This window comes from Herbaspirillum autotrophicum, assembly GCF_001189915.1.
GTDB lineage: Bacteria > Pseudomonadota > Gammaproteobacteria > Burkholderiales > Burkholderiaceae_D > Herbaspirillum > Herbaspirillum autotrophicum.
The window spans coordinates 18,833-43,358 of record NZ_LFLS01000020.1 but is presented as its reverse complement, the minus strand read 5'-3'; the positions used below and the strand labels follow the sequence as shown (position 1 = coordinate 43,358).

24 protein-coding genes, 1 tRNA gene, 1 other RNA gene and 1 riboswitch are annotated in these 24,526 nt (G+C 57.1%); of the genes, 16 read left to right on the top strand and 10 right to left on the bottom strand.

Going from position 1 to position 24,526, the window contains the following annotated elements:
* Window positions 1-43 precede the first annotated feature (43 nt).
* Window positions 44-1,462, bottom strand: a complete 1,419-nt coding sequence (gene hemN / locus AKL27_RS16135) for an oxygen-independent coproporphyrinogen III oxidase (protein ID WP_050463878.1) — start codon at window positions 1,460-1,462, stop codon at window positions 44-46.
* 331 nt (window positions 1,463-1,793) lie between these two features.
* Here hemN and AKL27_RS16130 point away from each other — a divergent pair, with 331 nt between their 5' ends.
* The 3 genes from AKL27_RS16130 to ssrS all read left to right on the top strand — a co-directional run bounded on the left by AKL27_RS16130 (window position 1,794) and on the right by ssrS (window position 2,666).
* Window positions 1,794-2,024, top strand: a complete 231-nt coding sequence (locus tag AKL27_RS16130; protein WP_050463877.1) for a BRLZ domain containing protein — start codon at window positions 1,794-1,796, stop codon at window positions 2,022-2,024.
* Window positions 2,021-2,332, top strand: a complete 312-nt coding sequence (locus tag AKL27_RS16125; RefSeq protein WP_050463876.1) for a cell division protein ZapA — start codon at window positions 2,021-2,023, stop codon at window positions 2,330-2,332. The genes AKL27_RS16130 and AKL27_RS16125 overlap by 4 nt, the downstream gene beginning before the upstream one ends.
* Window positions 2,333-2,486: 154 nt before the next feature.
* A non-coding RNA gene (gene ssrS / locus AKL27_RS27225) (6S RNA) lies at window positions 2,487-2,666 on the top strand.
* A 188-nt stretch (window positions 2,667-2,854) separates the two neighbouring features.
* Here ssrS and nrdR read toward each other — a convergent pair.
* Both nrdR and glyA read right to left on the bottom strand, forming a co-directional pair.
* A complete protein-coding gene (nrdR, locus tag AKL27_RS16120; RefSeq protein ID WP_050463935.1) occupies window positions 2,855-3,331 on the bottom strand; it encodes a transcriptional regulator NrdR in 477 nt (158 codons plus the stop codon).
* A 170-nt stretch (window positions 3,332-3,501) separates the two neighbouring features.
* The gene (gene glyA, locus AKL27_RS16115) at window positions 3,502-4,749 is read right to left on the bottom strand and encodes a serine hydroxymethyltransferase (protein WP_050463875.1); all 1,248 of its coding nucleotides are present in this window, start codon (window positions 4,747-4,749) and stop codon (window positions 3,502-3,504) included.
* Window positions 4,750-4,890: 141 nt separating this feature from the next.
* Window positions 4,891-4,992: riboswitch (ZMP/ZTP riboswitch) on the bottom strand.
* 157 nt (window positions 4,993-5,149) lie between these two features.
* Here glyA and AKL27_RS16105 point away from each other — a divergent pair.
* From AKL27_RS16105 to AKL27_RS16050, 12 genes are all read left to right on the top strand, one after another.
* Window positions 5,150-5,899, top strand: a complete 750-nt coding sequence (locus AKL27_RS16105) for an SDR family oxidoreductase (RefSeq protein WP_050463873.1) — start codon at window positions 5,150-5,152, stop codon at window positions 5,897-5,899.
* A 1-nt stretch (window position 5,900) separates the two neighbouring features.
* Complete coding sequence (ybgC, locus tag AKL27_RS16100) at window positions 5,901-6,362, top strand: tol-pal system-associated acyl-CoA thioesterase (RefSeq protein WP_050463872.1); 462 nt, start codon at window positions 5,901-5,903, stop codon at window positions 6,360-6,362.
* Between the two features lie 158 nt (window positions 6,363-6,520).
* Window positions 6,521-7,228 carry a protein TolQ gene (tolQ, locus tag AKL27_RS16095; protein ID WP_050463871.1) on the top strand — a complete coding sequence of 236 codons (708 nt, stop codon included), beginning with the start codon at window positions 6,521-6,523 and terminating at the stop codon, window positions 7,226-7,228.
* Window positions 7,228-7,665 (top strand): ExbD/TolR family protein, encoded by a 438-nt coding sequence (locus AKL27_RS16090; protein WP_050463870.1) that lies wholly within the window; start codon window positions 7,228-7,230, stop codon window positions 7,663-7,665. Before tolQ ends, AKL27_RS16090 begins: the two co-directional genes overlap by 1 nt.
* A 1-nt stretch (window position 7,666) precedes the next feature.
* Window positions 7,667-8,587 carry a cell envelope integrity protein TolA gene (tolA, locus tag AKL27_RS16085; RefSeq protein ID WP_050463869.1) on the top strand — a complete coding sequence of 307 codons (921 nt, stop codon included), beginning with the start codon at window positions 7,667-7,669 and terminating at the stop codon, window positions 8,585-8,587.
* Window positions 8,588-8,590: 3 nt separating this feature from the next.
* Window positions 8,591-9,871 carry a Tol-Pal system beta propeller repeat protein TolB gene (gene tolB, locus AKL27_RS16080; protein WP_050463868.1) on the top strand — a complete coding sequence of 427 codons (1,281 nt, stop codon included), beginning with the start codon at window positions 8,591-8,593 and terminating at the stop codon, window positions 9,869-9,871.
* 36 nt (window positions 9,872-9,907) lie between these two features.
* A complete protein-coding gene (pal, locus tag AKL27_RS16075) occupies window positions 9,908-10,438 on the top strand; it encodes a peptidoglycan-associated lipoprotein Pal (RefSeq protein ID WP_050463867.1) in 531 nt (176 codons plus the stop codon).
* Window positions 10,439-10,443: 5 nt separating this feature from the next.
* Window positions 10,444-11,205, top strand: a complete 762-nt coding sequence (gene ybgF / locus AKL27_RS16070; RefSeq protein ID WP_050463866.1) for a tol-pal system protein YbgF — start codon at window positions 10,444-10,446, stop codon at window positions 11,203-11,205.
* A gap of 54 nt (window positions 11,206-11,259) precedes the next feature.
* A tRNA-Lys gene (locus AKL27_RS16065) sits at window positions 11,260-11,335 on the top strand.
* A gap of 436 nt (window positions 11,336-11,771) precedes the next feature.
* Window positions 11,772-13,115 carry an MFS transporter gene (locus AKL27_RS16060; protein ID WP_050463865.1) on the top strand — a complete coding sequence of 448 codons (1,344 nt, stop codon included), beginning with the start codon at window positions 11,772-11,774 and terminating at the stop codon, window positions 13,113-13,115.
* 275 nt (window positions 13,116-13,390) lie between these two features.
* Entirely contained in the window at window positions 13,391-14,419 is a 1,029-nt protein-coding gene (locus AKL27_RS16055; protein ID WP_083439093.1) for a ChuX/HutX family heme-like substrate-binding protein, read from the top strand.
* A gap of 130 nt (window positions 14,420-14,549) precedes the next feature.
* Complete coding sequence (locus AKL27_RS16050; protein WP_050463864.1) at window positions 14,550-14,924, top strand: DUF423 domain-containing protein; 375 nt, start codon at window positions 14,550-14,552, stop codon at window positions 14,922-14,924.
* A 200-nt stretch (window positions 14,925-15,124) separates the two neighbouring features.
* Here the strand turns inward: AKL27_RS16050 and AKL27_RS16045 are convergent, their stop codons facing one another.
* The 4 genes from AKL27_RS16045 to AKL27_RS16030 all read right to left on the bottom strand — a co-directional run bounded on the left by AKL27_RS16045 (window position 15,125) and on the right by AKL27_RS16030 (window position 20,116).
* On the bottom strand, window positions 15,125-16,453 hold the full coding sequence (locus tag AKL27_RS16045; RefSeq protein ID WP_050463863.1) for a DUF3100 domain-containing protein: 1,329 nt from the start codon (window positions 16,451-16,453) through the stop codon (window positions 15,125-15,127).
* 173 nt (window positions 16,454-16,626) lie between these two features.
* The gene (locus tag AKL27_RS16040) at window positions 16,627-18,138 is read right to left on the bottom strand and encodes an aldehyde dehydrogenase family protein (protein ID WP_050463862.1); all 1,512 of its coding nucleotides are present in this window, start codon (window positions 18,136-18,138) and stop codon (window positions 16,627-16,629) included.
* Window positions 18,139-18,185: 47 nt separating this feature from the next.
* The gene (locus AKL27_RS16035; protein ID WP_269749235.1) at window positions 18,186-19,103 is read right to left on the bottom strand and encodes an NAD(P)-dependent oxidoreductase; all 918 of its coding nucleotides are present in this window, start codon (window positions 19,101-19,103) and stop codon (window positions 18,186-18,188) included.
* 98 nt (window positions 19,104-19,201) lie between these two features.
* The gene (locus AKL27_RS16030; protein WP_050463860.1) at window positions 19,202-20,116 is read right to left on the bottom strand and encodes a LysR family transcriptional regulator; all 915 of its coding nucleotides are present in this window, start codon (window positions 20,114-20,116) and stop codon (window positions 19,202-19,204) included.
* A gap of 172 nt (window positions 20,117-20,288) precedes the next feature.
* Here AKL27_RS16030 and AKL27_RS16025 point away from each other — a divergent pair, with 172 nt between their 5' ends.
* Window positions 20,289-21,491 carry an amidohydrolase gene (locus tag AKL27_RS16025; RefSeq protein ID WP_232311006.1) on the top strand — a complete coding sequence of 401 codons (1,203 nt, stop codon included), beginning with the start codon at window positions 20,289-20,291 and terminating at the stop codon, window positions 21,489-21,491.
* A 14-nt stretch (window positions 21,492-21,505) separates the two neighbouring features.
* Here AKL27_RS16025 and AKL27_RS16020 read toward each other — a convergent pair whose 3' ends face one another.
* The 3 genes from AKL27_RS16020 to AKL27_RS16010 all read right to left on the bottom strand — a co-directional run bounded on the left by AKL27_RS16020 (window position 21,506) and on the right by AKL27_RS16010 (window position 24,499).
* Complete coding sequence (locus tag AKL27_RS16020; protein WP_050463859.1) at window positions 21,506-22,318, bottom strand: ABC transporter ATP-binding protein; 813 nt, start codon at window positions 22,316-22,318, stop codon at window positions 21,506-21,508.
* Between the two features lie 27 nt (window positions 22,319-22,345).
* Window positions 22,346-23,260, bottom strand: coding sequence for a nitrate ABC transporter permease (gene ntrB, locus AKL27_RS16015; protein ID WP_050463858.1), 915 nt, complete (start codon window positions 23,258-23,260; stop codon window positions 22,346-22,348).
* Window positions 23,261-23,326: 66 nt separating this feature from the next.
* A complete protein-coding gene (locus AKL27_RS16010) occupies window positions 23,327-24,499 on the bottom strand; it encodes a CmpA/NrtA family ABC transporter substrate-binding protein (protein ID WP_408609775.1) in 1,173 nt (390 codons plus the stop codon).
* Between the last annotated feature and the right edge of the window lie 27 nt (window positions 24,500-24,526).

Genomic DNA, 24,526 nt, shown 5'->3' with positions numbered 1-24,526 from the left:
ACGGCCTCATGAAGGTTGAGTGTGGACTGCGGCGCGCAATGCGTCATATCGTGCGTGAGTAACGCGCGGTGCCGCCGGGTGTGCGCAAATACTGGTCGAACACCATGCAGATATTGCGAATCAACAGACGTCCGGCCGGCTTGACCACGATCCATTCGTGGTCGATGGCAAGCAGGCCATCGGCTTCGAAGGTTTTCAGTTGCGCCAGTTCATTGGCGAAGTAATCCGCGAAAACAATCGGATAGGCAATTTCCAGCGATGGCATCGACAATTCAAAATTGCACATCAAACGCTGAATCACGGTCCGTCGCAGCAAGTCATCCATGTCCAGACGAATGCCGCGTGCCACCGGCAGTTGCTGTTGCTCGATCCGTTCGTAATAGGCATCCAGCGTTTTCTCGTTCTGGCTGTAACTGCCGCCGACAGCGCTGATGGCCGAAATGCCGCAGGCAATCAGATCGGTTTCCGCATGCGTCGAATACCCCTGAAAGTTGCGATGCAAGCGGCCCTGCCGCTGCGCTATCGCCAGATCATCCTGGGGCCGCGCGAAGTGATCCATGCCGATATACACATAACCGGCGGCAGTCAGCCGGTTGATGCAAAGGAACAGCATATCAAGTTTGCTCTCGGCATTCGGCAAGTCGGCTTCATCGATGCGACGCTGCGGCTTGAACAGATGCGGCAAATGCGCGTAGTTATAGATGGCGATGCGATCCGGGTTAGCGTCGATCACTTTGGCCAGCGTGCGCGCCATGGTCATGACGGTCTGTTTCGGCAAGCCGTAAATCAGATCGATACTGACTGAACGGAATCCGGCATCACGCGCGGCAGCGATGATTTCCAGCGTCTGCGCCTGCGGCTGTATGCGGTTCACTGCCAGTTGCACGGTGTCGTCGAAATCCTGCACGCCGAGACTCAGACGGTTGAAACCCTGGCCACGCAACTGATGAATGCGTTCGGCCGATACCGTGCGCGGATCAACTTCGATGGCATACTCACCGACGCTGTCTTCAGCCAGTTGAAATGACTGCCGCAGATGCGTCATCAGCTCGCCCATCTGGGCGTCGGAAAAATATGTTGGCGAGCCACCACCCAAATGCACTTGCTCAACCTGGCTCATACCGGCAAACAGCTTGGCTTGCATGCTGATCTCGCGTTTGAGATATTCCAGATAGCGTACCGCCTTGCTGCGGTCGCGTGTCACTACCTTGTTGCAGGCACAGTAATAGCAAACGGTATCGCAAAACGGAATATGCAGATAAATCGACAGCGCGCGCCGCGCGCCCATCTCGCGCCGGTGCGCAACAGCTTCCAGATAGGCATCAGCGCGGAATTGATCGCTGAAGCGATCCGCAGTGGGGTAGGACGTATAGCGCGGGCCGAACTGGCTCATTTTGCGCAACAGGCCTTTGCTCATCTCCAGTTGCGATGATGGCAGGTCCTGCATGTAAGAAACGGACATACCGCAGCTCCCGGATTTCGACGAAAAAATATTGACCTGCAAAGATTAAGTGATCGCGCTGGCAAGCGTGTTGACATGGATCAAGGAAGCGCGGCTCATGCGGGAAGAATCGAATTGCCCGGGGATATCAATGCCGCAAAGAACAGAGACACGGCACGCGCAAATGCGCACTGAGCGAGAAATAACATTGCCAAAAAGAAAACTTCCCGCGAAATCGGCCCGAAATACGCTGCCGATTCTGTAACAGTCTGCAAGCAAGTCCGCATTTATACTGCTTCTTGCGCCCAACAGAATATAATGACGCTCATCTTTTGCGAGACCACCTCAGCCCATGAGCTCAGAATTTCACCAACTATCAGATAAAGTCGAACAACTTGCCGCGCTGGCGCAATCGCTGCGCCGGGAAAATGCCGACCTGCGTCTTCAACTGACGGCCATGACAACCGAAAATGCAGTCCTGGCACAGCGCATTGACGAAGCCCATCAGCGCGTTTCGCAGTTGCTGCAGCAACTGCCGGCAGCGGCCCCTGCTCCGACCTTGAGTGAGGAAGAAACAGCATGATTCAAATCAATGCCATGATCATGGGCCATGCCTATACGCTGGTCTGCAAAGAAGGCGAACAGGCGACCTTGCAACAAGCCGTGACTTACCTTGACGAAAAAATGTGCGCGATTCGTGACGCCGGCAAGATCAAGGGCACCGATCGCATTGCCGTGATGGCCGCACTTGGCATCGCTGCAGAGTTATTGTCGACGCAACCGACCGATGGTCCGTTTGCCGGACTGACGGTGGCCGAGTGGAAGCAAAATATTGCGGCCATGCACACAGTTCTGGATCAGGCGCTGACGCCCCAGGAAAATCTTTTCTGATTTGTCGTCCGCCATTCTTGCGTAACCGGCAAACCTGACACCGTCAATGTCGCGTGCAATAGTGGCGCAATGAAAACAGCCGCCGGTCAAGACAAATTCCTGCCAATATTTTTTCTTAAACGCTTTGACATGGAAGGCGAATGGAGTAGACTTCAATCTCCTGCCGTGTTCGCGATTGCCATATATTCCTTGAACCATTTATGTGCATAGGTTGCGGAATTTTGTTTGACAGGTGTGATCATCGCTAGTCCGATGAACCCGAAGTTGAACTAACTGTGACCGCCTTGAACCGTTTGGTTCAGGATGCCGGCATAGCGGCATTGGCGGGGCTGAATTTGGAAGCGACCATACAGATGTGTGGTCGCTTTTTTGTTTTTGCGTTTCTGTTTTGGCAGTCGGTTTACAGCGGCTGCCGACACACATCACACGAATGAAATCCGCATCAGGTTTGCTGCAAAACGCATGACAAACAAAAAGGCCAGCATCTCGCTGGCCCGCTGCATGCAAGACATCCCGCAATAATTACTCGGGTCGCTTCTTGCCTTTGCGCTCCTGCCCCACTTCGGCAATCGCATCTTCAAACTCGGCAACATCTTCAAAACTCTTGTAGACCGAAGCGAAACGGATATAGGCAATCTTGTCGAGGCGCTTCAATTCGCGCATCACCAGTTCGCCGACATGTCCCGACAGCACTTCACGCGCGCCGCTCGACAGCAGTTTTTCCTGAATGCTCTGGATCGCGGCATCGACGCCTTCGGCAGATACCGGACGTTTGCGCAACGCCAGCATCAGGCTGGCGCGCAACTTGGCCGGATCGAATTCGGTACGGCTGCCATTCTTCTTGACGATCACCGGCATCGTCAATTCAATGCGTTCGTAGGTCGTGAAACGTTTGTCGCAGTTGGCACAACGGCGACGGCGACGAATCGTGTCGCCCTCTTCGGAAACACGCGTGTCCAGCACCGGGGTATCGTCATGATTGCAAAAAGGACATTTCATAATGGCGGGCAGCAACTGACTGTAATGAAGCGGTTAAACATCTTGCTGCACCTGCGGCACTGCCGGCGGAACCTGGTCCGTCGCCATGTGCCGGCGGCTCCGGCTCACGCTCTCGCGAGCGCAACCCGAAGCCGCCGTGCCTGAAACACTTATATGACTATACGACTATCTTACGCAGCGTAGACCGGGAAAGCATCGGTCAATTTCTTGACTTCGGCCTTGACGCGTTCGATGGTTGCTGCGTCGTGCGGGTTGTCCAGCACGTCAGCGATCAGATGCGCCACCTTGACTGCTTCGGCTTCCTTGAAACCACGGGTAGTCATGGCCGGGCTGCCGATACGAATACCGGAAGTCACGAATGGCTTTTCCGGATCGTTCGGGATTGCATTCTTGTTGCATGTCATGTGAGCCGAACCGAGGATGGCTTCCGCTTCCTTGCCGGTAATTTTCTTGGCGCGCAGATCGACCAGCATCACGTGCGATTCGGTACGACCGGAAACAATGCGCAGACCGCGTTCGATCAGGGTCTTGGCCAGTGCATCGGCATTCTTGACCACTTGTTGCTGGTAGGTCTTGAATTCCGGCGACAGTGCTTCCTTGAAAGCGATGGCCTTGCCGGCAATCACGTGCATCAGCGGACCGCCCTGAATACCAGGGAAGATGGCCGAGTTGATGGCTTTTTCGTGCTCTGCCTTGGACAGGATGAAACCACCGCGCGGACCGCGCAGCGACTTGTGCGTAGTCGACGTCACGAAGTCGGCGTGCGGCACCGGATTCGGGTACACACCGGCAGCGATCAGACCGGCGTAATGCGCCATGTCGACCATGAAATAAGCGCCGACTTCCTTGGCGATCCTGGCGAAACGCTCGAAGTCGATGCGCAGTGCATATGCGGACGCACCGGCGATGATCATCTTTGGCTTCTTTTCACGGGCCAGACGTTCCATCGCGTCGTAATCGATTTCTTCCTTGTCGTTCAGGCCGTAGGAAACGACGTTGAACCACTTGCCCGACATGTTCAATGCCATGCCGTGCGTCAGGTGACCGCCTTCAGCCAGCGACATGCCCATGATGGTATCGCCCGGCTTGAGCATGGCGAAGAACACGCCCTGATTGGCTTGCGAACCGGAGTTCGGTTGCACGTTGGCTGCTTCGGCGCCAAACAATTGCTTGAGACGGTCAATCGCCAGTTGCTCGGCGATATCGACGAACTCACAGCCGCCGTAGTAGCGCTTGCCCGGATAGCCTTCGGCATATTTGTTGGTCAGTTGCGAACCTTGCGCTTCCATCACGGCTGGCGACGTGTAGTTTTCTGAAGCGATCAGCTCGATGTGCTCTTGCTGACGATGGTTTTCCTTTTGAATTGCCGACCACAGATCCGGGTCGATATTCGCGATGGTGTGATTCTTTGCAAACATGGTTTCTCCAATGGATAAGAATGCGCCTGAAGACAGATCAGACCGGCCGCGCAAATGGCGAAGACGACGTAATCAGACTTCCGGATCGAATGAGGGCCAACAGAAAGGGAATAGCAGGCAGCCTCAGTCGCACGTTCCATTCAGGGCTGCCCAGGCGCACGGCTAATGAAATCTCACGCTTCCCGATGGATATCCATCTTGTCCGGAGCAGGTCCGGTCTTTTCGCCAGTCACGTGAGACGAAATGGTCTGCGCATTGTAAGTGAAGGCATAGTTTTCGGCAAGATTCGGCGCGGCGCTGACCAATGAAAGTGTCTCATCTCGTTGAATCTTGCTTTCGGCTACAATTTCCGCTTGTTGCTCGTTCATTGCATGAAAAAAACTTACCCAGGAGAACACAGATGATCGTTTTGATTACAGGTGCAACAGCAGGCTTCGGCGCTGAAATGGCACGCAAATTTGCACAAAATGGTCACAAGGTCATTGCCTCCGGCCGTCGCAAAGACCGCCTTGACGCACTGGCCGCCGAACTCGGCGCCAATGTGTTGCCGGTGGTGCTTGACGTCACCAGCAAGGAATCCATCACGGCGGCGCTGGCCGGGCTGCCTGCCGGCTGGCAGGAAATCGATGTCCTGATCAACAACGCCGGTCTGGCGCTGGGCCTCGAACCAGCGCAACAGGTGGCGCTGTCGGATTGGGAAACCATGATCGACACCAACATCAAGGGTCTGGTTACGATTACCCATCAACTGTTGCCGGGCATGGTGGCGCGCGGACGCGGCCTCGTGATCAGTCTCGGTTCGATCGCCGGCGCCTATCCGTATCCGGGCGGCAATGTATATGGCGCTACCAAGGCCTTCGTTGATCAGTTCACGCTGAATCTGCGCGCCGATCTGGTGGGCACCGGCGTGCGCGCCACCAATATTGCGCCGGGCTTGTGCGGCGGCACCGAGTTTTCGAACGTGCGCTTCAAGGGCAACGACGCCGCAGCCGCCAAGGTCTACGAAGGCACTACCCCGCTCACCGCCGAAGACATCGCCGAGACCGCCTACTGGATCGCGACGCTGCCGGCCCACATCAACATCAATTACATTGAGATGATGCCAACCTGCCAGGGCTTTGGTCCGCTCAACATCAAACGCGTGCAATAACATGAGTGCCAGCAATGCCGCAGCAAGCGCGGCTGACGACAGCAGCGTCACCGCGTTTTCATGGAATGTGCGGGTGTATTACGAAGACACCGATGCCGGCGGCGTGGTGTTTTACGCCAACTATCTGAAGTTCTTCGAACGCGCCCGCACCGAGTGGCTGCGCGCCATGGGTTATTACCAGCACACGCTGGTGCAGACCGAGGGCATCATGTTTGTTGTCAAAAATACCTCGGTCGATTATTTTTCACCGGCGCGGCTTGACGATGAACTGAAACTGTCGGTCGTGGTCGAAAAGCAGCGCAATGCCTCGCTGGAATTTTTACAGGAAGCATGGCGCGTGAATGGCGCAGAGCAGACACTGCTGGCGCGCGGACGCATTACCGTTGTATGCGTCGGCGCGGCGAGCTTCAGGCCGCAAGCAATCCCGCAAGAAATGCTGGCCTGCATTCAGCGGGCTTTATAATCTGCACCAGCCCGGGAGCGTTCCGGGTTTTATCCGGAACACCGGCGCTGATCAACCAGCAATACGGATATTTACTGCTCTGTAGCGGAATTGAAAAGATTTGCACGTACAATTGAATTCCTCCGACGACCTACCTGACCGAACCCCCACATCCCCCCATGACTGTTACACAAGATCTTTCTTTCTTTTCCCTGATCACCAACGCGTCCATCCTTGTGCAACTTGTCATGTTGCTGTTGTTGACCGCCTCGGTATTCAGCTGGACCTACATTTTCCGCAAGATGTTCACGATTCGCAGCGCGCGCAGCCAGACTGAAGAGTTTGAGCGTTCGTTCTGGTCGGGCGGCAATCTGATGGCACTTTATCAAGATACCTTATCGAACCGTCGCAAAGCAGGCGGCAACGGTGGCGCGCTGGAACGGATTTTCCAGGCCGGCATGGGCGAATTCAACAAGGCCAAGGCCTCGCAGGCTGCCGGCAAAGGCAACACCATTGATTCGAGCGGCTTGCTGGATGGCGCACGACGCGCCATGCGGGCGGCCTATCAGCGCGAAATGGATGCGCTGGAATCGCATCTGGCATTTCTGGCGTCGGTCGGCTCGGTTTCTCCTTACGTCGGTCTGTTCGGTACCGTCTGGGGCATCATGAATGCATTCCGCGGCCTTGCCAATGTGCAACAAGCCACGCTGGCGGCAGTCGCACCGGGTATTGCCGAAGCCCTGATTGCCACGGCCATCGGTCTGTTCGCCGCGATTCCTGCGGTGGTGGCATATAACCGCTACTCGCACGATATCGATCGGCTGGCGATCCGCTTTGAAAGCTTCATCGAAGAATTTTCCAACATCTTGCAACGTCAGGCCCGCTAATGTCAGGTTCGTCTTCATTGCGGGGCGGACGGCCACGCAAATTCAAATCGGAAATCAACGTCGTCCCGTACATCGACGTGATGCTGGTGCTGCTGGTCATCTTCATGGTGGCCGCGCCGATGACCAATCCGAGCGTGATCAATCTGCCGACCGCCGGGAAGTCGACCGCGCCGCCGAGCGACTATATCGAGATCGCACTCAAACCGGACACCAGCGCCACGATTCGCGTAAACGGTCCGAAAAGCGGCGGAGCCAAACTGCAAACCGCATCCAATCGCGGCGACCTGACACAAAAGCTGCAAGCCTTGCATGCGGAAAATCCTGATCTGGCAGTCATGATCTCCGGCGACAAGGACATCAAATACGACGAAGTGGTCCAGGTCATTTCCGCCGCCAAGAAGCTCGGCATTACCCGGGTAGGACTTGCCACCAAGTAATATGACCGGTTCCGCACCTTACCAAGTACCAAGACAACCAGGCCGCTGGCGCGCCATCATGCTGGCAGTGGTAGTACACATGGCCTTGCTGGCGTTCCTGTGGGTCGGCATCCGCTGGCAGAATGAAACGCCGCTGACCGTCGAAGCCGAAATCTGGGATCCCCAAGTCCGCGAAGCAGCACCATTGCCGCCGCCGGTAGCCGAACCAGAACCGCCAAAACCAACACCACCGGTGCCGGCGCCGGTGGTCAAGGCCCCCCCACCGCCACCGAAAGTCGAAGAGACGCCGGTCGTCAAACCCGATATTGCCCTGGAAAAAGAAAAGAAAGAACAGAAGCGCAAGGAGCTGGAAAAAGAGCGTAAGGAACAAGAGAAAGAACGCGAGAAAGAAGCCAGGCTTGAACGCGAAAAAGCCGACAAGTTGAAAAAAGAGAAACAGGAAGCCGACCAGAAACTGGCCAGGCAAAAAGAAGATGCCGACGCCAAGAAGAAGGCGGAAGCCGACAAGTTGGCCGCCGAAAAGCGCCAGAAGCAACAAGCTGCCGATAGCAAGGCAGCCGAACAACGCCGTCAGGACGACCTCAAGCGCATGATGAGTCAGGCCGGCGGCACCGGTGATGCGGCCAAGTCGCAAGGACCGCGCGGCGACCCCGGCTATGCCAATAAAGTAGGGGCAAAGATCCGCTCCAACACGATATTCGAGGTGCCGGCCGGTCTGGCAGGAAACCCACCGGTAGAATATGCTGTCGAACTGCTGCCCGATGGCTCGGTGCGCGGCATTCGCAAGACCAGGTCGTCCAATGTGCCCGGTTTCGATGAAGCCGTGGCCCGCGCCATCGAGAAATCGCAGCCCTTCCCGCCCGACAAGGACGGCAAGGTGCCCGGCAGCTTTACCGTTATCCACAAACCGAAAGACCAGTAAACAATGATCAGAACCCTGCGTAACCTGACCCTGATTGCACTGACCTCCCTGGGACTGACATTCGCCGGCGTGGTGCACGCGCAGTTGCGGGTGGAAATTTCCGGCGTTGGCGCCAGCCAGATTCCGATTGCCATCGCGTCGTTTGCCAATGAGTCGGTAGCACCGCAGCAGGTGTCCGCCATCATCAAGGCCGATCTCGCCCGCAGCGGCGTATTCAAACTGATCGATACCGGCGACGTCTTGTCGGAAACCTCCACCATCAACTATGCCGACTGGAAAGCGCGCGGCGCCGATGCACTGGTCGTCGGCAGCGTGCAGCGTCTGGCCGACGGCCGCTTCGATGTGCGTTACCGCCTGCTCGACAACCTCAAGTCCAGCCAGTTGTCGGCATTGTCGATCGGCACCCCGCCACAACAGTTGCGCCTGACTGCCCACCGTATCGCCGATGACATTTATCAGAAACTGACCGGCATCCCCGGTATCTTCTCGACCCGCATCGCGTATGTCACCAAGGCCGGCAAGGAATTCCGCCTGGAAGTAGCCGATGCCGACGGCGAAGGCAATCAGGTGGCGCTGCGCTCGAATGAGCCGATCATTTCGCCAGCCTGGTCGCCGGATGGCAGCAAAGTGGCGTATGTCTCATTTGAAGCGAAAAAACCGATCATCTACGTGCAGAATCTGGTGACTCGTCAACGCACCGTCGTCGCCAACTTCAAGGGCAGCAACTCGGCGCCGTCATGGTCGCCTGACGGCTCGCGACTGGCAGTGGCGCTCACGCGCGACGGCCTGACGCAGGTCTACATCATCAATGCCGACGGTTCCGGTGTACGCCGCCTGACCAATACCAACGGTATCGATACCGAACCGCAGTTTTCCCCGGATGGCGGCAGCATTTACTTCACCAGTGATCGCAGCGGCGGCCCGCAAATCTACAAAGTCGGCATCAGCGGCGGCGACGCTCAGCGCGTGACCTTCAGCGGCAGCTACAACATCAGCCCGCGCCTGTCCCCTGATGGCAAGGTATTGGCGTATATTTCCCGGCGCGAAGGTAAATTTCAGCTTTATGCGCTGGATTTGACCAACGGTCAGGAACAACGCCTGTCGGACACCGTCAAAGACGAGTCGCCCAGCTTTTCGCCAAACGGCAAGTACATCATGTATGCAACAGAATCTGGTCGTCGCGGATCGCTCGCCATCGTGTCGGTGGATGGACGAGTCAAACAGCGCTTAACAACTCAGGCAGGTGATGTAAGGGAACCGACCTGGGGTCCGTTCATGAAATAAAGACAATTCACATTCATTCACGACAAGGAGTTTCAAATGCGCACACTTAGTTCGATTGCAATCATTCTCACCGGCGCTCTGCTGCTGGCTGCCTGCTCATCCCCGGTCAAGCTGGAAGACAAGGCTCCGGTTGAAAACCGTGCCGGCAGCGGCGCCGGTACCGGCGGTGCTGATCCGCGTTCGGTCAATACCGTCAACGCCGGTTCCACCGATCCGCTCAACGACCCGCAAGGCATTCTGTCCAAGCGCAGCATCTACTTTGACTATGACAGCTACAGCGTCAAGGAAGAATTCCGCTCGGTGGTGGAAGCCCATGCCAAGTACCTGAATGCACACAAGGATCGCAAGGTCATCATCCAGGGCAATACCGATGATCGCGGCGGCGCAGAATACAATCTGGCCCTCGGTCAGAAACGTGCCGAAGCAGTCCGCAAGGCACTGGCTTTGCTGGGCGTATCCGAAGCACAGGTAGAAGCAGTTTCGTTCGGCAAGGAAAAGCCGAAGGCACTGGGTAACGATGAAGCAGCATGGGCAGAAAACCGCCGCGCTGACATCGCCTATCAATAATCCGCATGCGTACCTCTCTCACATCTGCACTGAAGTCGGTATCCGCAGTGGCCATGCTGGCCGCTGTGGCGTATTTCCCGATGACGGCACATGCAGGTATTTTTGACGACGACGAGGCACGCAAGGCGATTCTCGATCTGCGCAACAAAGTCGATTCCCTGCAACGCGACATGGCCAACAAGTCGGACAAGAACAGCGCGCTGAGCCTGTCCGATCAAAATGATCAGTTGCGCCAGGAAATCGCCAAGTTGCGCGGTCAGGTAGAAGTCCTCACCAACGAACTGGCCAATACGCAACAACGCCAGAAGGACTTCTATGTCGACCTCGACAGTCGCATGCGCAAGCTCGAACCACAACGAGTGACGGTCGACGGCAAGGAAGTCAGCGTCGAAATAAACGAACAGAAGTCCTATGACGCTGCACTCGGCATGTTCAAGGGTGGCGACTACAAGGGCGCAGGCAATGCCTTTTCCGATTTCCTGAAACGTTATCCGCAATCCGGCTATGCCGCGTCGGCGCAATACTGGCTCGGCAATTCGCTGTATGCACAACGCGACTACAAGGGCGCCATTGCAGCTCAGCAGCTGGTCGTGAAAAACTACCCGGATAATCCGAAGGTAGCCGACGCCATGCTCAACATCGGCAGCTCGTATGCGGAATTGAAGGATAAGGCGGCAGCGAAGAAGGCTCTGGAATCACTGATTGCCAAGTATCCGGACAGCGCTGCGGCGCAAACCGGCAAGGAAAGACTGGCGGCATTGAAATAATTTACCGCGCTGTTTGACATGCCCGATTAATCTCTCATATAATAGCGGTCTTTCGGGTCGTTAGCTCAGCTGGTAGAGCAGCGGACTTTTAATCCGTTGGTCGCAGGTTCGAATCCCGCACGGCCTACCACGAATGCAAGCAGTACAAAGCAGCAAGCAAAAAACACAAGGGACTTCAAGCAATTGAAGTCCCTTTGTCATTTCCGGCATATTATTTCCGGGCGCGCATGCAAGCGCCCTCTTCTCTTCCTCCGGCATCGACGCGAGTTCCCCAAAAAAACCACATCACCACTGATGTCGTAACAGCGGTTCGCACACTGCCCGCTCTTCCCTGCCGGCATCCGACGCCGCATCATTCCGGCGCACTCGGCATTGGCGCCGGCCATATCCCGACAATCTTCATCAACACTTCAGCACGCCAATTCTGACGCATGGCACATTCTTTGCATTGCATTCCACTACAGGGGAAATGCGCACCAGAGATGTGCCGAAAGATCGCGACACCGGACCATCGCCAGCAGGCTTTTTGTCTTGACCGGCAACGCCTTCGCCAAAAGGGGAATTTCATGCACACGACAACCATCAGTCCAGACGTTGGAATTACCGTCAGCGCCGCCGACCGCGACATTACTTTTCGCCGGGTGATCTGGCGCATCATTCCGTTTGTCACCCTGATCTGGTTCCTCGCGTGGCTGGACCGGGTCAATGTCGGCTTTGCCAAACTGACCATGATGAACGATCTGCAATGGTCAGATGCGGTATATGGCGCCGGCGCCGGTATTTTCTTTATCGGTTATTTTTTCTTTGAAGTACCGAGCAATTTGTTGCTGCAAAAGATCGGCGCCAAAAAGACCATCATGCGCATCACCATCGGCTGGGGTGTCACCTGCATCTTAATGGCGTGGGTCCAGACCACTACGCAGTTCTACATTCTGCGGTTTCTGATGGGCGCATTCGAAGCCGGTTTGCAACCGGGCGTGATTCTGTATCTGACCTATTGGTTGCCGGCCCACCGGCGCGGCAAGGCGCTTGCGGTTTTCGTGTCGGCGTCGGCGATCTCTCTGGTGGTCGGCAGTCCGCTGGCCGCCTTCATCATGGAATCCATGCAAGGCGTCAGCGACTATCAGGGTTGGCAATGGCTGTTCGTGCTGGAAGGCATACCGTCAATCCTGGCGGGGCTGGCGGCGTACTTCCTGCTGACCGACCGGCCACGCGATGCGCGCTGGCTGAATGCGCGCGAAAAAGAACACATTGCCACCGAGCTTGCGGCAGAAGAACAGGCGCTGGGTCCGCGTGAGCACAGTTTCTTCAGTTCGTTGCGCAGCCTCAGAATGTGGACCCTGATCATGGTGTTCTTTTGCATCATCGCCGGCAATGCAACGCTGGTGTATTACGGCCCGAGCCTGGTCAAGGAAGTCGGATTTACCGACATGCAGACGCTGGGCTGGATCATGGCCGGGATTTATTGCTGCGGCTGGCTGGGCATGGTGATCAATGGTCATCTGTCAGATCGCAACAAGGAAGTGCACATGCACACCGCCGTCGCTGCCGCCATCGGCGCCATCGGCTTGTTGCTGACGGCTTTCTTCCTGACCGAGAAAAGTGCCGCCGGCGTGATCTTGTCACTGGCGCTGTCGGCCGCCGGCACCATGGGGGCGATCCCGACATTCTGGCAATTGCCGGGACGTTATCTTTCCGGCACGGCCATTGTGGTCGGGCTCGCCGTGATCAACTCCATCGCCAACCTCGCCGGCTACTTCTCGCCCCAGTTGCTCGGCTATCTGAAGAGCACTACCGGGCACTACAGCAAAGGATTGACCAGCATCGCGATTGTCGAATTCATGGCGACTGCACTGATTTTTCTGATCCTCAGGAAATTGTCAGGTTCGGGCACGAGGGAAAATGTCTGAGTACAGCAACGACAATGCGCCGCTGACAGGCATGTCAGGTCGATCAGGATTTTGTAAAAAAACATTTCCCTTCTTGCATTCAGGTGCGCTATCGAGAATAATAAACGAGAATTATTATCATCTGAAAAAATGTTTCAAGCAGCTTGAACCAGATACCAGAATACCCGGTCTGACACCGACACCGGCGTCAGACTCAAGCCTCATCACTGCCAGCATCTGGCCCTGCCCTCGCGGTACGGACGAATTGCACGGCAGACTGCAACAGGACCTGCCAAATGAATACCACCAACTCCAACGCCGCCGTGGCGGAATCCCTGCTTCCGGAAATCCCGGTATGCTGGCGCAATCCGACCGATGCCCAGCAACTGGCAGCGCAACCGAATGCGATTCGACTGCAAGGCCCGTTCGCGCCATTGCTGCAACGTCTCAATGAAGTCGGCAACGTCACCGATCTGACCTGCAATCATTCGGCCTCGCTCGAAAAGCACAATGTCAGCGGCGATATCTATCATCCTCACCTGAGCGATACTGACAACGAATCAGCCGAAGCCGTCCACCTGCGCATCTTTTATCCGCAATGGCAATATGGTTTTGCCCTGCTCGATGACGCCAATTGCGATGGTCCGCCGCAGTACAGTTTTCAGTTCTTCGATCATCGCGGCGAAATGATGCACAAGATCCTGATGCATGACTCCAGCGATCTTGACGCATTCCGTCGTCTGGCCGGCGACTTTGCATCGCCCGATCAGTCCTCGCCGTTGCAACTGGCTTCCGGCACGGCACAGGCCGACGGCATCGACAATACGATCGACATCAATGCGCTGCGCGCCGACTGGGCGCATGCCCACAGCCCCGATGACTTCCTGCAACAGCAGGAGCAATTCGATCAGCAACGCCTGCGCAAGCTGCGTCTGGCCGGCAAGGCGTTCGCCTATCAGGTCGCCAACGACTCGGCACGCATCATCCTGCAACGCATGGCTGAATTCGGTACCTCCGTGATGTCGCAGGTAGGCAATGCCGGCATCGTCCAGGCCTATTACGGCAAGATCAAGAACATCCGCAGCCGCGATTCGCTGATGGGTATCATGAACAGCGGCTTTCGCATGCAATTGCGCGAAGACCATATCGATTCGGTCTGGGTTGCCAAGAAGCCGACCACCGACGGCATCGTGACATCACTGGAACTGTTCAATCGTCAGGGCACGCGCATCGCCAGTTTCCTGAGCAAGAAAGGCAGCGGCCAGCCGGAACCGCGTGAATGGCGTGATGCCGTAATGCGACTGTTGCCGATCTTCGGCACCTGAATGCATTGCTGATGTATTTCCGTGACAGGCGTCTGAGACGCATGTCACCTTGCCCGGGCAAGCAGACGCCGGCAGCGTCATGCGGCCTTCGATTAGAATAAGCGCTTGTTTATCAAAATCCGGGATTTTCATGACCGCACGACTGCTTCTTATTCTGGCTTCGGCCAGCATGTTCATTGCCGTTGCCGCCGGCGCCTTCGGTGCGCACGGTCTGAAGAAAATTCTCGATGCCGATATGCTGGCGGTATGGCATACCGCAGTCACCTACCAGATCGCCCATTCGCTCGGCATGTTTGCCATCGCACTGCTGATGCAAAAACTGGCACCCGGCATTCTCGGCTGGGCCGGCGGCATCATGTTTGCCGGCATCGTGATTTTCAGTGGCAGTCTGTACCTGCTGGCGCTGACCGGCACCCGTATTCTCGGTGCCATCACGCCAATTGGCGGTGCGGCATTTTTACTGGCGTGGGCGATGGTCGGATGGGCCGCATACAAAAGTGCCTGATGCTCTTCAGAACGGCACTGCTTCCCTGAGCTGAAGCACCGCGATCACCGTATGGCCTCGCCATAAAAAAGCGCATTTCAACGTTGACGTTGAAATGCGCTTTTTGTTTGTTGCTGCATTTTTTACTTTGGTGACTGCCTCCAGCCATGCGTGAATTACAGCGCCTGCAAAGCAGACGGCTGCAACCTCACGAACAAATCTTAGTGGAAGAACTCGGCAATCAGTGTCGCACCAATGAAGGTGCCGGCATTGGCTGCGAACGACACCAGCACGATGCGCCATCCGAGTTTTCTGAATGCCGGAATATCCTTGGCAATCGACAAGCCGGCAAACGTCAGCATCGGTGTGATCACAGCCAGGAAGTTGACCTTGCCGGTAATCGCCACGATCTCGGCTGCCCATGGGCAGGCCGGCGAAGTCAGGAACATGGCGACCACGGTGACCCAGCACACCGCCGGGATTTTCTTTCCAGTCAGCGAGCGCAGCAAGTCGCCGACGAATACCGCAGCGACCATGATGGCGATACAGCCAATCGATTCCAGCGGTGTCACTTTGTAAGTGATCCAGTTGGCGATGATGGTCAGCACACCAGCGAACACCCAGGCGCCGAGACGCTGCACCAGGTTCAGCTCGGCAGTTTCCAGATGCGTTTCGCGATGCAGATTGTCTTCAGGTGTAGTCGACGACGATGTGGTGCGGCCGATGATCGGTTCCAGAACCCGGTAACCCCATACCGCCAGCGGCAAGGAAATAAACAGGGTGAAGTAGGTACCGATGGTAGTGGTGATCAGATTGCTGGCAGCCGCAAACGTTGCCACATCCTTGGCCACTTCAGGCGTCTGCTGCGCGGCAATGGCACCGGCAGCGGCGGCCATCATGCTGCCCGATCCGACACCGGCGCCCATCGCCAATGCATAAGGATGGAAAATATTCAGGCTGGCGATAAAGCCGGCAAACACCGCGATGAACACCGCGCCAAACAAAGTACCGGTGATGTATTCCGCCAGCACGCCACGGCCTTCCGGAGAATCCATGCCGTAACGCTCGCCGATGATCGCCAGACTCGGTTCACGACCAACCGAAAATGTCGCGCCGATTGCTTCGCGCTTGATCCCCAACAACAAGGCCAGCGGCAAACCGATCACGATGGTGCCGACGAAATGGCCGAATTCCTGGAATACCAGGGCCCAGCCCGACTCGATGATTTTTGGCAAAGAACTGCCGACCATCAAACCCAGTTTGGCGACAAACAGCAGCAATGCTGGCTGCAAAATGGCGGCGGCCCGGAATTGCAGTGGCTGCCCGAGCGATAACGGGCCCGGCAAACGCGATTGCAGGGATCCGAGGATGGCACCCATGATCAACGCCCACACCATCGGCAGTAATACGATCTTGCCGGGTCCGAGCTTGAAGGTCAGCGAACCGATGAATTCGGCGATGACCAGAATGACGGTCGCAAATACATATAATTTCCATGTTTGCTGGCCGGGATTTGACGCGGGTGCTTGTATAAGTGATGCAGCAGACATTTTTTCTCCGTGTTGAAAATCGACGAGACTGGCTCCCCCTGCCCCGTCAAAGCGTCAGATCATGACGCGACCCGCAATGATGCCCGTACATCGGCCTCACCACAATCATTTTAGAACTGGCCGGCACCGAATTTTCGCGTCCCGGCCAGTCCCGCGATTGCCTGCCGGCAGACTCAGGCGTAGCCGAATGTGGCAACCGGCGCCTGTGCCGTTTCTACCCAGACGCTCTTGGTATGCGTGTACTCATACAACGCCTCGACGCCGCTGGAACGGCCGTATCCGCTTTGGTTATAACCACCAAACGGCGACGTCACATTGATCGTCTTGTAGGCATTGATCCAGAACGTGCCGGCATTGATACTGGCTGCAACCCGATGACCGCGGCCGATATCATTGGTCCATACCGCACCGGCCAATCCGAAGTCACTGTCATTGGCAATCCGGATCGCCTCTTCTTCGGTATCGAATGGAATTGCCACCACCACCGGTCCGAAAATTTCGGTACGGGCCACACCCATGTCATTGCTCACATCGGCCAGCACGGTCGGACGCACGAAGAATCCTTCTTCCGCCGCCGGCTGCTCGCCGGTTGCCAATCGCGCGCCGGCTTTGACGCCGTCGGCAATCATGTTCATCACATGGTCATACTGTTTCCTGTTGGAAATCGGCCCGACTTCAGTCTGATCATTGAGCGGCTGCCCGACCTTGATCTGCGCCGCACCATCGACCAGCATCGCCACGAAACGGTCGTACACCGAACGCTGCACCAGCAAGCGCGAACCGGCGACACAGCTTTGCCCGGCAGAAGAAAAAATTGCCGCCTGCGCACCGAGGCAAGCGCGTTTCAGATCGGCATCTTCAAACACGATGTTGGCCGACTTGCCACCCAGTTCCAGTACGCAAGGCAGTAAGCGTTTGGCTGCGGCTTCGGCAATTTTCTTGCCGGTTTGCGGCGAACCGACGAACACCACTTTCTTGATCGCCTTATTGTCGATGGCCGCCTGGCCCACGGTATGACCATAACCGGCCAGCACGTTGATCAAGCCCACCGGCACGCCAGCCTGTTCCGCCAGCGATGCCAGCGCCAGTGAAGTAAACGGCGTCAGTTCGGATGGCTTGAGCAATACCGCGTTGCCCATCGCAATCGCCGGCGCCACTTGCCAGCCGCAAGTAAACAAAGGCGCATTCCACGGCGTGACCTGCAAGACGGTCCCCACCGGTTCCCGCCGCGTGTAGTTCAGATGCGTACTCGGCACCGGGATCACGTCGCCGTAAAACTTGTCGGCCCAGCCGCCGTAATATTCAAACATTTCGGCGACCTTGCCGACTTCACCACGGCAATCGCGGATCGGCTTGCCGGCGCTCAGTGCTTCCAGTTGCGCCAAGGCTTCCGCATGCTCGCGGATCTTGTTGCCCACCGCAAAAACGATGCGTCCGCGCGCGGCATGCGTCAGCTTCCACCATGCGGCTTGGGCGGTGGCCGCAGCCTCGACCGCAGCCTGCACCACCGACGCATCGGCGTCGGCGTATTGCAAGGTCGCCTGGCCATTGGCCGGATTTTGCAAACTGATCAATTCGCCCGCGCCTGGCAGCAAACGACCGCCAACGTATGAGCCGATGCCGGTGGCTTGCGGGAAAAACGGTACAAAGGCCGCCAACAATTGTTCTGCCTGATTCAACTTCATTTTCACTACTCCCTGTCGATGCTGTCGAGTTTCAATGACTGCCTGATTTACTTACCGGTGAACTGCACGATGCGATTGAAATCGGCATCATCGGCCACCACTGGCGCACTGGCCGCCCACAGTCGCCCGACCTCACTGGCCAGCGGTGCGGCAGTACCCAATTCGGACACCAGTCCCATTGCCAGACGCAAGTCCTTGCGCATCAGCTTCATCGTGAAACCGGAATCGAAGGCATCGTTGAAAATCCAGGTCGGATAATTGGCTTGCGTAATGCCGCTGCGACCGGAACCGGCATTGATGCCTTCAAAGATCTGCCGCGGATCAAGCCCCGCTTCGGCGGCAATACGCGCAGCTTCGCCGGCGACAATCAAATGCGCACCGCACATCAGGTTATTCAGCAATTTGGTGACATGCCCGGCACCGACCGGGCCGACATGGACGCGCTTGGCGCTCATCGCTTCGAGCACCGGCGTCACTGCCGCGACATCCTCGGCGCTGCCGCCGAGGACCATGGTCATGGTGCCGGTCGCCGCGCCTTTGGGGCCGCCACTGACCGGGGCATCCACGAAGCGTATCGATTTTTCTGCCAGTGCGGCAGCAACCTTGCGGGTGCTGGCCGGATCGGCGGTACTGGTATCGACCACCAGCAATCCGGGCCGGGCCCCGGCCAGAATGCCCTCGGTGCCGAACACCACCGCTTCGACCACATCCGACGTCGGCAAAGACAGGATCAATACATCCACGGCGGCAGCCAGCGCCGCCACCGAGGCAAATATCTGCACGTTTTCACGCGCCATGTTGTCGGCTGCGGCCGGCGACGGGTCAAATCCCGCTACCGTGAAGCCGCCACGCTGCAAGGACAGGGCCATGCCGCGTCCCATATTTCCCAAACCCGCTACGCCAATCGTTTTCATTCCGTGCTGCTCCTCTGCAAAATAACCCGATTGCCAATTCCATCCGGGAATCGACTCAACGGCCAGTGTGCGACGACAGCGAAACACGGTCAATTACAAGCAAAACAAAATATTGTTCTATTTAACAGAACACAGAATCGGGATTATCGTCAGCTGGTGACCTGAAATGCCTGCATCAGTGAACTGGAGTAAGACACGAAACGATTGGCCGCCACCGACAGCTTGCGTCCCACGCGCGTCACCAGATGCACTTCCGCCAGCGCCAGCACATCATCTTCGATGGGAATCGCAATCAGCTCCCCGGCCGCCAGTTCGGTCGATACCGCGAAGCGCGGCAGCAAGGTCACGCCGAGTCCGGATTTGACGAAATGCTTCAGCACATTGATCGAGTTGGTGGTCAGCAAGGGATTGAGTTTGATCTTGGCTGCGAACTCGGCCAGCGCCAGCAATTGCCGGGTGCCGTAGGACGAATGCATCAGGCCCAGCGGATACTCGCTCAACTCGCGCAGGCTGCATGTCTTGCTGTTCCTGAGCGGTGAATCGGGACTGACCACCAGTTGCATCGGCTGCCGCTGCAAGGCCCGCGTGACGATCCGGGGATCAGTCGGCGGGTTGTACACCAGGCCGATTTCAGCCACATCTTCCGCCACCAGACGCAATACATCATTGGTGCCGGCGAGATCAAGCGAGATCGAAATCTGCGGATGACGTTCACAAAAATAACGCATCGTGCCGCTCATGAAATCACTGACGAAACCCTCGCCGATCACGATGCTGACATGCCCCCGCGTGAGACCGCGCAAGGCCTGCAATTTCGATAACAGATCGGCCTGATGCGCACCTTGTTCGCGGTAATAATCGATCAGCAATTGTCCCGCTTCGGTCGGCACCACGCCGCGCCGGTGCCGCTCCATGACCGGTATCGCGATTTCCTGTTCGAGCAGGCTGATCTGCCGGCTCACTGCCGATGGCGCGATATCCATCTTGTCGGCCGCTGCACGCACGCTGCCGCATTGCACCGCTTCATAAAAATAGGCGAAGCGCTGTTCATTTAATTTTTTCATGTCTGGTTCCCTGAGCACAGCCAAGTTAAAATTGCTTTTTTGCAACTTTTACATTGACGCAATTCTGCGTTGTGCAAATCAGATCGATATCTGCAAATCGACATAATTTACAGGTAAAGCAGCGTTACCGCACCTGCCAACACCACACGCAGATACTGCAAAGGAACCAAGAATGGGCGCCAAACTGCTGAAGCTGGATGACGATATCGCATTACCTATGCAGCATTGGCGACAAACGCTGCACATGCATCCGGAGCTGGCATTTCAGGAACACCGCACCGCCCTGCTGATTGCCGATGTCTTGCGCAAGCTGGAACTGGACGTGACTACCGGGATAGCGCACACCGGTGTCGTCGCCACACTGCGCAACGGCGACGGGCCATCAATCGGGCTGCGCGTCGCCATCGACGCCACACCACAACAGGAGCAAGGCCGGCTGCCGCATCGTTCACGCCACTCCATCTGCATGCATGCCTGCGGGCACGATGGTCATGCGGCCATGCTGCTCGGCGCTGCGACCCAACTGGCACGTCACCGGCATTTTCGCGGCACACTGCATTTCATCTTCCAGCCGGCACAAGAGTCGGGTGAAGGCGCGGCTGCCATGCTGGCCGACAATTTGCTGGAGCGCTTTCCCTGCGATGCCATTTACGGCATGCACAACTGGCCCGGACTGGCATTGGGAAAATTCGGCATTGCCAGCGGCATCGCCACCGCTGCGCTGGACTATTTCGAAATCAATGTACACGGCAGTGGGGCCCATATTTCCCAGCCACATCAAGGCATCGACAGTCTGCTGTGCGCAAGCTACATCGTGGTTGCGCTGCAGACGATTGCCAGTCGCCGCATTGACCCGCAAGATGCCACTCTCGTTGCCGTGACGCAATTACTGGCGGGCGACCAGCAACATGTGGTGCCGCGCCATGCCGTGATTCGCGGCAGCATCCGCAACCTGACTCCGGCCACGCGCATGCGGGTACAGGAAATCATGGCGGAAATCGCCACCTTTACCGCCACCGCGCATGGCGCCTGTGCCGACATCGTATTTTCCAGACCGACGCCAGCCACCATCAACACCGGCCACGAAGCCGGTCTCGCCGCCAGTGCCGCACGCCGTGTTGCGGGCCGTCATGCCGTTGTCGCCACCTGCCCGCCGGCACTGGCAGCAGAAGATTTCGCCCACATGCTGCAACAGCGACCCGGTGCGTATGTGCTGCTCGGGGTCGATCCGCCGCGCAAAAAAACGCTTCCATTGAATCACGCGTGTTACGACTTCAACGACCAGGCGCTAGGCATCGGCGCCGGATTTTTTGTCGCCATCGCAGAACAATATGCCGGCGCTGAACAGCAACCCAGGCAGCACGCGCATGACTGATTTCAACCGCGTATTCAGGCAGCTTCCCGGGCCGGATGTGCCTGCTTCCGGTACAGGAATTCCAGCACGGCCGAACGATATTCCGTGTAGGCAGGATTGTTTGCCAACGCCACCCGTTCCCGCGGACTGGCCAGATCGACCTCCAGAATTTCACCAATGGTCGCAGCCGGGCCGTTGGTCATCATGACGATGTGATTCGACAGCAGCACCGCCTCATCGACGTCATGCGTCACCATCACTACCGTCGATTCCGTCTTGGCCACGATCTTGAGCAGCTCATCCTGCAAATGCGCGCGGGTCAGTGCATCGAGTGCGCCAAACGGTTCATCCATCAACAGTACCTTGGGTTCCATCGCCAACGCGCGGGCAATGCCGACACGCTGTTTCATGCCGCCGGAAATTTCATTCGGACGCTTGCTCTCGGCACTGCTCAATCCGACCAGCGCCAGGGCTGCACGAGTGCGATCACGCAGTTGCGTGCGATTCTCGGTAGCGCCGAAAACGCGCTCCACGCCAAGATGAATATTTTCGAAACAACTGAGCCAGGGCAGCAGTGAGTGATTCTGAAATACCACGGAACGCTCCGGCGACGGTCCGGCGATTTCGCGATTGGCGCACAACAACACGCCATCGCTCGGCTTGAGCAAGCCGGCAATCAGATTGAGCAACGTAGATTTACCGCAGCCGGAGTGGCCGATCAAGGTAACGAACTCGCCTTTTTTGACGCTCAGATTGATCTCGCGCAGCGCGTGAAATGAACCCTTCTTGGTATGGAATACCATCTCGACATCATGAATGTCGATGAATTTGCTGTTGAGGCCTTCCATGGAATATCCTTCCCGATTTTCAGTAATTCAATTGCTGACTTGTTCGTAAGTGAACGCCTTTGCCAACGCTACCAGCAACTGCTCCAGAATCAGACCGACCACCCCGATCACCACAATAGCGATGATGATGTGCGGCACATTCAGATTGTTCCACTCGTCCCACACCCAGAAGCCGATACCGACACCGCCGGTCAGCATTTCAGCGGCGACGATAACCAGCCACGCAGTACCGATGGCCAGCCGCACGCCCGTCAGCATGTAGGGCAAGACCGAGGGAAACAGAATCTTGGTCAGAATTTTCCATTCCGACAAATTGAGCACCCGCGCCACGTTCATGTAATCCTGCGGCACGCGCTGAACGCCCACCGCAGTGTTGATCACCATCGGCCAGATCGAGCAAATGAAGATCGACCAGATCGCCGCCGGATTGGCCGACTTGAAAACCAGCAGCCCGATGGGCAACCATGCCAGCGGTGACACCGGTTTGAGCAGGCTGATGATCGGTCCGAACATGCCTGCCAGAAACGGGATGCGGCCGATCATGAAACCCAGCGGAATGCCCACCACTGCTGCCAGTCCGAAACCAATCGCGACCCGCTGCAGCGATGCCAGCACATTCCAGCCTATGCCCTGATCGTTCGGACCGGTGCGATAGAACGGATCGGAAAACAATTTGATCGCTTCCTGCAAGGTCACCAGCGGCGTCGGAAAGCTGCCATTCTTGACCGCAATGATTTGCCAGATCAGCACCAGAAATGCCAGTCCCGCCAATGGCGGCACCACCCGCATGACCAGACCAGGCCAGCGTGATTTTGCGGTGCGCGGTTTGCTGCGCACGGCGACTGCCGGTTTCACGACATCAGCGCCGGCCAGCGCGCCGGCGCCCGGACCTGTCGCCGGCGCCGGCGGTTCACTGATGATTGTTTGCATGACTGCGCTCATGACGACTCCCTCTCTCATTGATGCGTTCGAACATGCGCCGCCGTGATCGCGCGGCGCAACTTGTGCTTAAGCCCGGACCTTGAACGATGCGGCATATGCCTTCGGATTCTTGCCATCCCATACGGTGCCGTCGAGCAGCTTCGAGGTGCGCAACAAGTCTTTTGGTACCGGCGTTTTGGTCATGGCCGCCGCCTCCTTGTAGAGGTCGACCTGATTGACAGCCTTGGCCACCGCCAGATAATCCGGATCGTCCTTGAGCAAACCCCAGCGACGATGCTGCGTCATGAACCACATGCCATCCGAGAGGTACGGAAAATTGACCGCGCCTTCGTTGTAGAACTTCATGTAGTTCGGGTCGTCCCAGGTCTTGCCCAGACCATTCTGATAGCGTCCGAGAATGCGTTGATCGATGACGTCCTTGCTGGTATTGACATACGATTTGTCCGCAATCACTTCCGCCATCTTGTTCTTGTTGGCCAGCGAGGCATCGATCCATTTACCGGCATCGAGAATCGCCGCCATCATGGCGCGGCAGGTATTCGGATTTTTCTTGACGAAGTCGGCCGTGGTGCCGAGCACCTTTTCCGGATGATCGCGCCAGATATCCTGAGTGGTGATGGCCGTGATCCCCACGCCATCGACAATGGCGCGATGGCCCCACGGTTCACCGACGCAAAATCCATCCATATTGCCGACCCGCATGTTCGCCACCATCTGCGGCGGCGGTACCGTAATGACCTTGGCATCCTTCATCGGATTGATGCCGTTGGCAGCCAGCCAGTAATACAACCACATCGCATGGGTACCGGTCGGGAAGGTTTGCGCAAACGTGTATTCGCGCTTGTCGGCATGCATCAGCCTGGCCAGCGACGGCCCGTCGACTGCGCCCTTGTCGGCCAGCTTTTTCGACAGCGTGATGGCCTGACCGTTATTGTTCAGGTTCATCAGCACTGCCATGTCTTTCTTCTGGCCGCCGATGCCCATCTGTACGCCGTAGATCAGGCCATACAGCACATGCGCCGCATCCAGCTCGCCATTGGCCAGCTTGTCGCGCACGCCGGCCCACGAGGCTTCCTTGCTGAGCACGATCTTGATGCCGTATTTCTTATCGAAGCCGAGCACTGAAGCCATGACCACCGAAGCGCAATCGGTCAGCGGAATGAAGCCGATCCGCACTTCTTCTTTCTCCGGCTTGTCCGAACCGGCCGCCCACGCCCCTGCGCTTGATAGTCCCAACATGCCCGCTCCTGCCGCAATCCCTGCGCT